Here is a 12,700-nt window from a genome sequence, read left to right as displayed (position 1 = left end):
ACAGGTTTTGCGTTTTTTACTTAGCCATTATTTTTGATAATCACTTTTTCCAGCAATTCGACAACTTGATACATAATTGTCGCGAAGAAAGCGATAATGAGCAGTGACATAAGGACAAGATTAAAGTTAAATACTTGGAAGCCATAAATAATTAAATAACCAAGCCCCTTTGAAGCAACTAAAAACTCACCAACAATCACACCAACCCATGACAAACCAACATTCACTTTCAAAGTCGAAATAATAGTTGGAAAAGAAGCAGGCAAAATCACCTCTTTGAAAGTTTGCCAACGAGTTGCACCAAAAGTTTGTAACACTTTACTGTAATTGGGATCCACACCTTTAAAAGCGGTGTACACAACAATGGTAGTAATGATGATAGATATCAGAGCACCCATTGCAATAATCGAAAAATAACCTGGTCCAAGTGCAACGATTAAAATCGGCCCTAACGCCACTTTTGGCATAGCATTTAATATTACTAAATACGGATCTAAAATTTTGGATAACATCGGAGACCACCAGAGGACAGTTGCAATCAAGGTCCCTAATAATGTTCCAGCAATAAAGCCGATAATCGTCTCCATTAACGTCACACCAACATGTAATGTGAGTGTGCCGTCGCTTACTTTTTCAATAAACGTTTGCCATACATAGGTTGGTGAGCTAAAGATTAAACGGTCAATCCATTCAAGCCTCGAGAGCAGCTCCCACCCCCCAAAAAAGACCAGTAAAATAATGATTTGATATAGGCGAACGAAGCGCTTTTCCTTCTTTAGCAATTGTTGATATTGTTTAAACAATGTATTATCCAAGACTCTCCAGCTCCTTCCAAATCGTTTGGAATACATCTGAATAAGCTGGATGTTGCCTTACATCGAACGGAGATAATTGTTGTAACTCAGAAGGTATTTCAAACACTTTGTGTAACATGCCTGGATTAGCCGAGAAAAGAAATACCCTTTCACTCATAGCGATTGCCTCACCAATATCATGTGTGACAAGAATCGCCGTTTTCTGATAGGCCTTTAATGTTTCGACAACTAAATCTTCAAGCTTTAACTTAGATTGATAATCGAGCGCTGAAAATGGTTCATCTAGCAATAATATTTTCGGATTAACCGCTAAAGTCCTTGCAAGTGCTACGCGTTGACGCATTCCTCCGGATAATTCTCTCGGATAATAACTTCCGACATGTGGCAAACCAATTTCATGTAAGAGCGCATTGGCCGTTACTTTATGCGTTTTATTATCCCGCTGCATGATTTTTAAACCAATGGTGACATTGTCCTCAATCGTTTTCCACGGGAATAGATAATCTTGTTGAAGCATGTAGCCGATAAGTGCCTGATTATGTGGCGCAATAATTTCGCCATCAATAAAAACCTTACCTTCCGTTGCAGGAAATAACCCAGCAATAATGGACAAGAGTGTCGTTTTTCCACAGCCACTTGGCCCTATAAAAGAAACAAACTCCCCTTCACGAATATCTAGATTAATATCTTTTAAAACTTCCTTTGCCTGCGTACTAGAAAAATAACTATGGTGAATATGATCTAGTTTTAAAAATTCCATTTACTCTGCAGCCTTTTTTGCAAACTTTGTATTCACAAGCTCTTCATATTTTACTCGTTGAGGAAGTTCACCTGCTTCCTCCATAATTGTTTGTAAGTTATCCCACTCTTCTTCATCCAAAATTGGATCTGTTGCATAAGAGCCTTGTGATTTATAACGTTCGACCACCGTCTCAATTAACGCTACATCAACATTTTCAAAATACGGCTGAATTATTTCTGCCACTTCTGCCGCACTTTTCTCTTGTACAAAATCTTGTGCTCGCTTCAGCGCATTAGTAAATCCTTGCACCGTTTTAGCATCATCCTTTAAGTAGCTACTTTTTGCCATAAAGGACGTGTATGGTAAATGGCCTGATTCCGTGCCAAATGAAGCAACAATATAACCTTTACCTTCTTTTTCAAACACACTCGCTGTCGGTTCAAACAACTGAACATAATCTCCTGTTCCTGAAGCAAAGGCTGTAGCGATATTGGCAAAATCAATATTTTGAATAAGTGTTACATCTTTTGTAGGATCAATGCCATGCTTTTTCAAGACAAACTCCCCAGCCATTTGTGGCATTCCACCTTTACGTTGCCCTAAAAATGTTGATCCTTTTACATCTTCCCATGAAAAATTATCCATCTTTTCACGGGCTACTAAAAATGTACCATCTGTTTGTGTTAATTGTGCAAAGTTTTGAATCGGATCGTTCGCACCTTGAGCTGTTACATAAATGGATGTTTCTGAGCCAACTAAGGCAATATCGATGCCATCTGAAAGTAACGCTGTCATCGTTTTATCGCCACCAGCAATCGTTTGTAGCTCAACAGAAAGTCCTTCCTCTTCAAAAAAACCTTTTTCAAGCGCTACATATTGCGGAGCATAGAAAATCGAGCGCGTCACTTCTCCGACCTTTACTTTTTCTAGCTCCGCTTTATTACACGCTGCCAATGAAAGGAGCAACAAAGCAATACTACTAAATAACAAACCTTTTTTAAGCCAACGCATTCCATTTCCTCCTTGATTGATAAATAGCCTATCGAGACTAACTTATTCACGTTAGAAGATTTAGGTGCCAACCATTTTGTCATATGTCATTCAATTGAATGAACATAGATGCACAGCTATTCTTACATAGGTAGATTGCCTAAGACGTAAAAATTTTCTCTATCAAAGAAAAAAAGCCCTAGCAAATAAATGCTAAGACTTTTTTTATGCCCTTAAAACTTAAGGTAAGTTTTATGGTAAAGGAGCCAAGCTACTATCATTGATTGGCAGCTTGTTGCTCTTCTCTTTTTTCTCGCCACATACGTGTTTTGTATACAATCAAAATTAACGCCGCTACGATGAGGCCTTCAATCATAGGTAGGAATAACGCGAAAAATGTCAACATAATACACCCCAAAAATAGGAACACATAAATGACAATATTTTGAGATAGCTTTAACTTTTTTGCAAAGCCTAATTTATAGACAATTGCAGAAAGTACAAAGACAAGAAGAAATACAACATAGCCTGCAACTTCATAGCTTGGTAAATTTTCATATAGAAATCTTGTAATACCAGCCATTCTCCCATAAACCTTTGTTGTTTCCTCTGCATTTGTTGATGCAGCAACTTGAATAACATTTAGTTCACCCAATAAAGCGGACTTTATATCCAAGACTCCCTCTCCCTTTCATATCAGCGGAAAATTATTGTTCAGCGTTTTTTAATTTTTTCGCTGCTTTCTCACGTTCGTTTTTATCTAGAATTTTTTTACGAAGGCGAATTGATTCAGGTGTGATTTCTAAGTACTCATCATCCCCTAAGTATTCAAGCGCTTCTTCTAGAGATAAAATACGTGGTTTTTTAATAACATTCGTTTGGTCTTTATTTGCTGAACGGATGTTTGTTTTTTGTTTCATTTTTGTAATATTTACAGTGATATCAGCGTCACGAGTATTTTCGCCAACAATCATACCTTCGTAAATGTCTGTACCTGGCTCCAAGAATAGTGTACCACGGTCTTCAATCTGCATCATACCATAAGTTGTTGATTTACCAGTTTCCATTGAAACGAGTACACCTTGGTGACGACCACCAATTTTCCCTGGTAATAATGGTTGGTAGCAATCAAACGTATGGTTGATAATACCGAAACCTTTTGTCATCGACATAAATTCAGTTGTATAACCGATTAATCCACGAGCTGGTACTAAGAACGTTAAACGCACTTGACCACTGCCGTTGTTCACCATATCAAGCATTTCACCTTTACGAGTACCAATAGATTCAATAATAGAACCAACATTTTCTTCAGGTACATCGATTTGAACACGTTCGAATGGTTCACATTTAACACCATCGATTTCACGCACGATTACTTGTGGTTTTGATACTTGTAATTCAAAACCTTCACGACGCATATTTTCAATCAGGATTGATAAGTGAAGCTCACCACGACCTGAAACTGTCCAAGCATCTGGAGAATCAGTATCTTCAACGCGTAAAGATACGTCTGTTTGTAATTGAGCACGTAAACGCTCTTCTACTTTACGAGAAGTAACCCATTTCCCTTCACGACCTGCAAATGGAGAATTGTTTACTAAGAAAGTCATTTGTAAAGTTGGCTCATCGATACGTAAAGGCGTAAGCGCTTCTTGATGTTCAACAGGGCAAACTGTTTCTCCTACGTTGATATCTTCCATACCAGAAACGGCGATTAAGTCACCAGCTTTTGCTGTCTCAACTTCTTCACGTTTTAAGCCGAAGAAACCAAAGATTTTTGTTACACGGAAGTTTTTCACTGTACCGTCTAATTTCATCAGAGCAACTTGTTGACCTACTGAAATTGTTCCGCGGAATACGCGACCAATTCCGATACGTCCAACGAAGTCATTATAGTCAAGTAAAGCTACTTGGAATTGTAATGGTTCTTCAGAGTTATCAACTGGTGCTGGGATAGCTTCAATAATTTTTTCAAATAGACATTTCATATTTTCTTCTTGTTTAGATGGATCAGCGTCTAAAGAAGCCGTACCATTTACACCTGAAGCATACACAACAGGGAAGTCTAATTGATCGTCATCTGCACCTAACTCGATGAATAACTCTAATACTTCATCTACTACTTCAAGTGGACGAGCTGAGTCTTTATCTACTTTGTTCACTACTACAATCGGTGTTAACTTTTGTTCTAACGCTTTTTTCAGTACGAAGCGTGTTTGCGGCATACAACCCTCATACGCATCGACAACTAGTAAAACGCCATCTACCATTTTTAAAATACGTTCTACCTCACCACCAAAGTCGGCGTGTCCAGGCGTATCAAGGATGTTGATACGAGTTCCGTTATAGTTGACAGCAGTATTTTTTGCTAATATTGTAATACCACGTTCACGTTCGATATCGTTAGAGTCCATTGCACGTTCTTCAACACGTTCGTTTGAACGGAATGTACCAGATTGTTTTAATAATTGGTCGACTAAGGTAGTTTTACCATGGTCAACGTGGGCGATAATTGCGATATTGCGAAGATCTTGACGTAAGTTTGTCATTATTCCACTCCATATTCTTTTTTCGAATGTTTAACTGTGATATTATAGCACAAGAAGGATGTAAATGTCCTTATTAGAATTTCTATCATTCTAAAAAAATATTTTTAATCACAAATTTACTATAAATTAGGGGGCTCGGTTATGCATCGTGGAAAAATCGTAATGGCCATTTATGCACTAGCAGCTGTGCTAGCAATGTGTTCTATCGGGTATTCAGTAGCAGCAAGTAATATTTGGGGAGTAATAGCAGGTATTGTAGCTACTTGTGTCATTTTTATGACAGCTTTTAAAATGAAGCGTAAACTTCGCGAACAAGGCTTACTTTAATGTTAGTATTTGCACTCTAACTACCTATATGTGGTCTAAAAAGAGGCATTGTCCATAATAGACAACGCCTCTTTTTGGCTATATTTCACAACATATTTGTTTAATGTTTAGCTACTATCTCCTCAGCCTGCAAGCAAACAAGTGATGCTTTCATTAATAGTCTTTTGCCAAATAATCTAACGTTGCTTGACCTAAAACATTAGCTGCAATCCGCAATGAACGTTCATCAATATCGAATTTTGGATGATGGTGTGGATACACTTCTTGCCATTGTGGATTTTTTGCCCCCGTAAAGAAAAATGCCCCTGGTATTTCCTCTAAATAGTACGCAAAATCCTCTCCACCCATCGTAGGGTCAACAAATTCAACCGCTTCGACATCTGCTACTTTTCTTGCTGACGCCATCACATGCTCTGTTTCTGCTGCATGGTTCACCACTGGTGGGTAACCACGACGAAACTCATATTCATAGTCCGCTTTTGTTAAATAACAAGTTGCCTTTAATAGCTCTTCAATTTCACGCTCCAGTAAATCGCGCTCCTCCTCATGGAAGGTACGGACAGTCCCTTTCATATAGACTTGGTCTGCAATGACATTAAAAGGGTTTAACGCCTCAATATGACCAACTGATACTACCGCAGGACGCAATGGATTAATACGACGTGCTACAAGTTGTTGTAAATTTGTAATAAATTGCGCTGCCAGCAAGATGGAATCCTTCGTATCGCTTGGATTTGAGCCATGACCACCCTTTCCTTTAATCTTAATGTAAATGCCATCAGCCGCAGCCATAAATGGTCCAATTGCTGTTTGCACCTTACCAAGTTCTGTTGGTGCCCATAAATGTGTGCCAAATATTACATCGACACCTTCTAAACAGCCATCAGCAATCATTGATTTCGCCCCACCTGGTGCAAGCTCCTCTGCATGTTGATGAATAAAGACAATTGTCTCCGCTAAGTTTTCTTTCATTTGATTTAATGCCTTCGCCAAAATTAATAATGAAGCTGTATGTCCATCATGACCACATGCATGCATGCGCCCTTTTATTTTTGATTGGAATGGCAGACCTGTTTCTTCTGTAATAGCTAAAGCATCAAAGTCTGCACGTAATGCCACTGTTTTCCCTGCCTTAGCACCAACTAACTTCGCTACAACACCGTTACCCCCAACACCTTCACGTACTTCATGCCCTAAAGCACGATGAAATGCAGCAATCGTTTTCGGTGTTTCAATTTCTTCAAAGGAAAGCTCGGGATTTTCATGAAAATGACGACGAAGTTGAATCATTTCCTCTTCATATCGTTTTAATAAATCAACTAACTGCTCTTGCTGTAATACTGCCATTAGTAACACCCCTTATTTTAAGTATATATAATCTCCAGGTCCTAGTGGTAAACCAAGTAGGAACCAAATGGCGAACAGTATAATCCAACCGATTGCAAAGAACACAGAGAATGGTAGTAACGCGGAAATTAGTGTCCCCATACCGATATTTTTATCGTAGCGTTTGGCAAATGATAGCAAAATAGCAAAATACGGTAGCATTGGTGTAATTGGATTGGTAATAGAGTCTCCTACTCGATAGGCCATTTGCGTAACAGCAGGGGAATAGCCTAAGTAAAGGAACATTGGAACGAAAATTGGCGCAAGTAAAGCCCACTTCGCAGAAGCGCTGGCGATAAGTAAGTTAACGAAAGCACATATTAAAACAAATCCTATCATCATTGGTAAACCTGTAAAATTTAATGCTTGTAAAAGTTCCGCTCCTTTAATGGCTAAAATAGCACCGATATTACTCCAGTTAAAAAAGGCAATCATTTGTGAAGCGGCAAATGCTAAAACAATAAATGGAGCCATATCCGCAATCGATTTAAAAATTTTCTCAGCCACTTCCTTGTCATTTTTCACTTCTTTTGCCGCAATGCCATAGGCAAGACCTGGTAAAAGGAAGAAGAATAACATAATCGGCACAATACCTGACATAAATGGTGAATTTAAAAAGCCCCCTGTTTCCGGATCACGTAAAAGACCGTTAGACGGAATGACCGTAAATGCAATAACTGCACTATAAATGACTGTCACCAGTCCTGCCCATCGTAAACCACGCTTTTCTAAAGCAGTTAGCGGTTCTAACATTTCAACCTTGCCTTCAAACTTACCAAAGCGAGGCTCAGTAAACTTTTTGGCAACCCACGTACCAATCCCAATTAGTAAAAATGTCGAAGCAATTAAAAAATAATAGTTCATCGTTGCTCGACCTGTGTAGCCAGAATCTGCAATCTGTGCTGATGATTCCGTAATTCCCAATAACAATACATCAAGTGAACTAATTAAAATATTGGCACTAAAGCCTCCAGCTACTGCGGCATATGTAATAATTAAACCTGCTAGTGGGTTTCGACCAATGCTCATAAAAATCATCGCTGCAATTGGCGGTAAAATAATGAACGCTGCATCGGCAGCTAGATTCCCCACTAAACCTGTGAAAATAATAAATGGCACGATTAATTTTGTCGGAGCTGACAGCACTAGCTTTTTCATTACGGCAGATATAAGCCCTGTTTGCTCGGCTAAACCAATACCAATCATTGTCACAATCACTAATCCCAAAGGAGCGAAGCCTGTAAATGTTGATACCATTTGCGTTAATATTAAAATAAGACCTTCTTGACTTAGCAGATTTTTTACTTGAATAACATCTTCAGTGCCTGGTTGAACTGCTGAAACACCAAACATCGATAATATCCATGATAAAACAAGCACAATACCTGCTAAAATAATAAATAGCGTAATGGGGTCTGGTAGTTTATTACCTGCCTTTTCAATGCTATCTAGCATTCTATCAATCCAAGATTTTTTTACTGTGTCTAAATTTTTTTGCATAAGCCCCTCTCCTTCTCTGTGTTATTCGACTTGTGCTATTCATCTTAATCCTCATTTAAGACATTGATAGCATGTGTCCTTAATACAAAGAAACCATATTTTTAGAATATTTTCAATATTTAATTTATAGTTAAGGAGCTTACTCTATGTATAAAATTAATGTTTTCACCGCTAAACTATCTCTCTCATGGGTAACGCAACTAGAGAAAATTAAGCCATCTTTTTGCCATTTCCATTACCATCCCTACACAGATTTTGAGCATTTAAATGCGCTGCTACAGCAACATTTACTAGCTGGAGATGGTGCACTTTTTAGCGGGCAAATCCCATACTTTTTTTCGCAAACATATTTTCCAAACACGGCTATCCCCATGCTCTATTTTGATATTTCAGAGCGAGATTTTTACCGTGTCTTAACGGAGTTATTTTATGACAATACAATTGCTATGAATCGGATTGCCATTGATTTTTGTTATGAAGAGAATGAATACCTCGGCATTCATGAATGGTCAATCGGTAGACAGCCCTATCTATTTAGTCAAACAATGAACGAGTTCGCAAGCAACGATATTGTTGAGAAGGCTGCTAATTGGCATATTCAGTTACATCGCGACAATAAAGTAGATTTAAGCTTTACGCGCATTGCAGAAATGCGCGAGCGATTGGCACAGCTAAATATACCGTTTATCGCGTTTCACCCATCACTCCATGCTATGCAATTAACATTGGATCAGTTGGTCAATCAGCTTCAGCTTCGACAACTTGAGCAAAATAAAGTAGTCGTTGTCCATATTTTAATTCCGATTGATAAATCCAATATCGATGAATTGGAATATCGACAAATTGCTTTATATAAAGCCATTTTAGATTTTAAGCAACGCTATGCAAGCACCTTTATCGTGCATCGCGAAGCTTCTTATATGGCCATTATTACAACCTATCAGCAATTTTTAATCACAACCGATGATTATAGCCATTGCCAACTTGTAGATTTTTTAGATGATACATTACAATTTCCTGTAAAAATAGGTTGGGGTATCGGTAACTCTTTAACTGAAAGTCAGAAATACGCAAAAAGGGCTGCTACGCTCTGCTCTTCCAAGGAAACGCAAGGCTATATTATTGAACATGAAAAAGAAATTGGTCCGTTGCTAAACGGGACTTTATTGCAGTTTGATAACGAAAAACAACAGCTCTTACAAAAATTAAGCGTTACCCATGATCTTCCTTTATTACAATTGCAAAAAATCGAGGCTGTTATCGAAAGATTAGCAACAACTATCGTCAATGGCGAACTGCTAAGCAAGCATTTAGGCATTACTGTACGTTCTGCAAACCGCATTTTAAAACAACTGCATGAAAAAAATTTAGCTGTTGAATTACCTAGCACTACTTCCACCACTCGAGGACGTCCGAAAAAATACTATCAGCTCGATTTAAATTAGCGCATACAAAAAACTGTTTAGGAATCAACAGTCCTAAACAGTTTTTTAAAGGTTATACATCATAAGGCACAATATATTTTTCTAATAATTCATGATGAATAGAAGGATTTGCAATAATAAAAGTATCTTGATGTAGTAAATCTACAGTTCGTCCATGTAAATTGGATGCAATAGCCCCAACTTCATTTGCAATAATTGTTCCGCCGGCAATGTCCCATGGGGATAACCGCATCGATACATAAGCGTCTAATTTTCCACTAACAACAAAGGCAATTTCCATTGCTGCAGAGCCATAAGAACGCGTACCTCGAACTTTACGAATTAGGTCAATGACTTTTTCATGATGTATATGGCGATTGGGTGCAACCCAATGTGCATTAATGCCAATAACGGACTCTTCAATGGTCACAGGTTGTAACTTACGTAACGGTGATGCATTATACCAAGCACCCTGTCCAGCAATTGCATAAAATAAATCTTCGCGCATTACATCATATATGTAACCAAGTTTCCCTATACCATCAATAAATATTCCAATTGAAATCATAAAGTGGCGATGTTGCTTTACAAAATTCATCGTTCCATCAATCGGGTCGATAATCCATACAACGCCATCTAATGACTCTACTTTCTCCCCCATACCCTCTTCGCCTATAATATGATGGGTAGGATCAAAAGATTTAATTTTTTCTATAAAAAACAATTCTGTTTCACGGTCTATATTTGTAACAAGGTCATTCGCATTCGATTTTGTCTCGATCACTAAATTATACGAAAAGGCATTACGAATACGGTTTCCCGCTTCAACAATAATACTTTTTGCAAATTGATCGATCTGCTTTAAATCCATAAAAACCCACCCCTCGAATATAGAAAACATTTACGCTCGTCCACACACAACTTGCTTATCTGTGGTATTCAAGCAATAAAACTACCGTAGCTACACACTTTAAACGTACTCTAGTTCTAGACAGTAAAATGGCCTACACACTCTCCACAATAAGAGTGAGCATCATGTACAATGTGACCCTTTAAGAGCTTTGCATGTGTAGCGTCAAATGAAGAAAGATGAAAACTCCATTATCTAACAATGGTATATTGTCTATTTTACCCTTTATAACAACAAAAATCACCTGCTGTCGGAATATTCAGCAAGTGATTTTCATATGGGGGTTAATTTTTTTTTACGCATAGGCGTGCAAACTTTCCAGCTCCATCTGTATTTCAGCTAGACGCTTTTTACTTTTTGCGATTGCACCTTCGTCTTTCTCATTCATCGCTAAGAAGAGTGAGGCTAGCTCATAATCTAATTCTAATTGTAAAATGCGTTCATATTGCTTTTCAATGTCAACTTTACGTATAATTTTTACGACTTGTTTCATAAAAGTCACGTCCCTTTTTTATTTTTTTCAAAACCTTATACGATTCGCTAAAGTTCTTGTTATAAGATTTTTTCCCATTTTTTTAATAAAATAAACCTTATAATCGAAAGGAGTTATTAAAAATGCCTACACTAAAATGGACTAATAAAGATTTTAATGTATTTCAAATAAATGGCTTAGAACAAAGAATGGATGCCTTAAATTCCTGTGTACGACCAAAGTTCAATAAACTAGGAGAGAACTTCTCTGCTTTCTTTTCCAGTCATCTTGGAGAAGAATTTTACCCCCATGTTGCTAAACACGCCCGCAGAACGGTAAATCCACCAAATGATAGTTGGGTTGCCTTTGCTCCTTATAAAAGAGGCTATAAAGCATTGCCTCACTTTCAGATTGGTCTTTGGAGCACACATTTATTCATCGTCTTTGCTATTATTTATGAAGCACCGCAAAAAAATTTAATGGCACAACGTTTACTAGCCAACAAACCCTTGCTACAGCAGCTTCCGAATGATTTTATTGTTTCTGGGGATCATATGTCACCAGAGGCAATTTCCATCGAAGACGCGAAAGAAGAAAAACTAGATGAATTGCTTATCCGTCTACGTGATGTTAAAAAAGGGGAATTTTTAGTTGGCCGTCATATTCCACGAGAAGACGCGATAAAGTTGTCTGTTAGTCAATTCCAACAATTAGTAGAGGAAACATTCACTGCATTACTTCCAATTTATAAAATTATTCAAGAAAAATAAAATGGCCTATTCATTTTTGAAAATGTGGCATAAAAATCTTACAAGAAATTTATAAGGTTTAACAATTTTGGACGAGGTATTTATCCATTAACCGTTTCTGTAAATTGTAAGCTAAAGGACTGAAGCACTTTCTTTTGAGGTTGTTGAGGATTTTGCACAGCAAGAATTATCAATCACTTGTTGTGGCTAAAGTTTTTTCTATAGCCTTGAGCTATGTCAGTGTATATTATTGGAAAATCCAAAATCTGTGAACATTTTTAAAAAAATTGATATTGCTGTAGTTTATGCAGACAACTATAAATTAACACCATAATGCTAGTGAATTCTTAAGAAGAATTATTATTTTAACATATCATAATAAATAGTAAGCTAGCAAAATCCGCTTTGCTTTCAACGGGCACAAATATTCACAATCCATTGTGTACATCTGTCCAGAAGGCAGGGCGGGTTTGTTTTTTTATAAAAAAAGCATGCTAGAGTATTCCCTAGCACACTATTTCCAAGCCAATGTTTAACGTCTTTGCTTTGGTACAACTTTGATTATCGTACCATCAACCGCTTCTTTTGCTTGCTTCACTACTGGATAGCTAACATATCCACTAGCATCTTCGAATTCACGGAAAATGGTTTTTTCCTCTGCTTGTGAAGGCACAATTTCTTTAAATCGACGATATTTTGCCAGCATCACTTCACGTTTAATGCCCTTTTCATACGCAAGTTCAATGCCTTCAAAAAATTTTACAACATCGACAATTTCTTCTGTTGACCAATCAATTGAAAACGGATAAGAATATTCCATTTGAACGTAACCA

General features: G+C 37.5%; 13 protein-coding genes. 3 read left to right on the top strand and 10 right to left on the bottom strand.

Annotated features, from left to right (window positions below):
• Nucleotides 1-20: 20 nt before the first annotated feature.
• The 5 genes from I5435_RS04065 to typA form a co-directional block, all read right to left on the bottom strand.
• Nucleotides 21-815, bottom strand: coding sequence for an ABC transporter permease (locus tag I5435_RS04065; protein ID WP_024362184.1), 795 nt, complete (start codon nucleotides 813-815; stop codon nucleotides 21-23).
• Entirely contained in the window at nucleotides 808-1,575 is a 768-nt protein-coding gene (locus I5435_RS04060; RefSeq protein ID WP_025218738.1) for an ABC transporter ATP-binding protein, read from the bottom strand. Before I5435_RS04060 ends, I5435_RS04065 begins: the two co-directional genes overlap by 8 nt.
• Nucleotides 1,576-2,568 (bottom strand): ABC transporter substrate-binding protein, encoded by a 993-nt coding sequence (locus tag I5435_RS04055; RefSeq protein ID WP_337983297.1) that lies wholly within the window; start codon nucleotides 2,566-2,568, stop codon nucleotides 1,576-1,578. It lies immediately after the preceding gene.
• A 256-nt stretch (nucleotides 2,569-2,824) separates the two neighbouring features.
• Nucleotides 2,825-3,223 carry a YlaH-like family protein gene (locus I5435_RS04050; RefSeq protein ID WP_024362187.1) on the bottom strand — a complete coding sequence of 133 codons (399 nt, stop codon included), beginning with the start codon at nucleotides 3,221-3,223 and terminating at the stop codon, nucleotides 2,825-2,827.
• 31 nt (nucleotides 3,224-3,254) lie between these two features.
• A complete protein-coding gene (typA, locus tag I5435_RS04045) occupies nucleotides 3,255-5,099 on the bottom strand; it encodes a translational GTPase TypA (protein ID WP_025218736.1) in 1,845 nt (614 codons plus the stop codon).
• A 141-nt stretch (nucleotides 5,100-5,240) separates the two neighbouring features.
• Between typA and I5435_RS04040 the strand changes: the two genes are divergently transcribed.
• Nucleotides 5,241-5,426 (top strand): DUF5325 family protein, encoded by a 186-nt coding sequence (locus tag I5435_RS04040; RefSeq protein ID WP_337983296.1) that lies wholly within the window; start codon nucleotides 5,241-5,243, stop codon nucleotides 5,424-5,426.
• 153 nt (nucleotides 5,427-5,579) lie between these two features.
• Here the strand turns inward: I5435_RS04040 and I5435_RS04035 are convergent, their stop codons facing one another.
• Both I5435_RS04035 and I5435_RS04030 read right to left on the bottom strand, forming a co-directional pair.
• Nucleotides 5,580-6,773: a M20 metallopeptidase family protein gene (locus I5435_RS04035; protein ID WP_337983295.1), complete on the bottom strand. Its 1,194-nt coding sequence runs from the start codon at nucleotides 6,771-6,773 to the stop codon at nucleotides 5,580-5,582.
• Between the two features lie 12 nt (nucleotides 6,774-6,785).
• Nucleotides 6,786-8,312, bottom strand: a complete 1,527-nt coding sequence (locus I5435_RS04030; protein ID WP_024362191.1) for an AbgT family transporter — start codon at nucleotides 8,310-8,312, stop codon at nucleotides 6,786-6,788.
• 146 nt (nucleotides 8,313-8,458) lie between these two features.
• Here I5435_RS04030 and I5435_RS04025 point away from each other — a divergent pair, with 146 nt between their 5' ends.
• A complete protein-coding gene (locus tag I5435_RS04025; protein WP_337983294.1) occupies nucleotides 8,459-9,757 on the top strand; it encodes a hypothetical protein in 1,299 nt (432 codons plus the stop codon).
• Between the two features lie 52 nt (nucleotides 9,758-9,809).
• On the opposite strand, the gene I5435_RS04020 is transcribed toward I5435_RS04025, so the two are convergent.
• Nucleotides 9,810-10,607, bottom strand: a complete 798-nt coding sequence (locus I5435_RS04020; RefSeq protein WP_025218735.1) for an inositol monophosphatase family protein — start codon at nucleotides 10,605-10,607, stop codon at nucleotides 9,810-9,812.
• Between the two features lie 334 nt (nucleotides 10,608-10,941).
• Nucleotides 10,942-11,139: a hypothetical protein gene (locus tag I5435_RS04015; protein ID WP_024362194.1), complete on the bottom strand. Its 198-nt coding sequence runs from the start codon at nucleotides 11,137-11,139 to the stop codon at nucleotides 10,942-10,944.
• Nucleotides 11,140-11,261: 122 nt separating this feature from the next.
• Here I5435_RS04015 and I5435_RS04010 point away from each other — a divergent pair, with 122 nt between their 5' ends.
• On the top strand, nucleotides 11,262-11,888 hold the full coding sequence (locus I5435_RS04010) for a YktB family protein (RefSeq protein ID WP_024362195.1): 627 nt from the start codon (nucleotides 11,262-11,264) through the stop codon (nucleotides 11,886-11,888).
• Between the two features lie 511 nt (nucleotides 11,889-12,399).
• Here I5435_RS04010 and I5435_RS04005 read toward each other — a convergent pair.
• Complete coding sequence (locus tag I5435_RS04005) at nucleotides 12,400-12,687, bottom strand: UPF0223 family protein (RefSeq protein ID WP_024362196.1); 288 nt, start codon at nucleotides 12,685-12,687, stop codon at nucleotides 12,400-12,402.
• Nucleotides 12,688-12,700 lie beyond the last annotated feature (13 nt).

Source organism: Lysinibacillus sp. C5.1 (assembly GCF_016350185.1).
In the GTDB taxonomy this organism is placed as follows: Bacteria; Bacillota; Bacilli; order Bacillales_A; family Planococcaceae; genus Lysinibacillus; species Lysinibacillus sphaericus.
The sequence above is the reverse complement of the archived record's forward strand: the minus strand, read 5'-3'. Positions and strand labels throughout refer to the sequence as shown.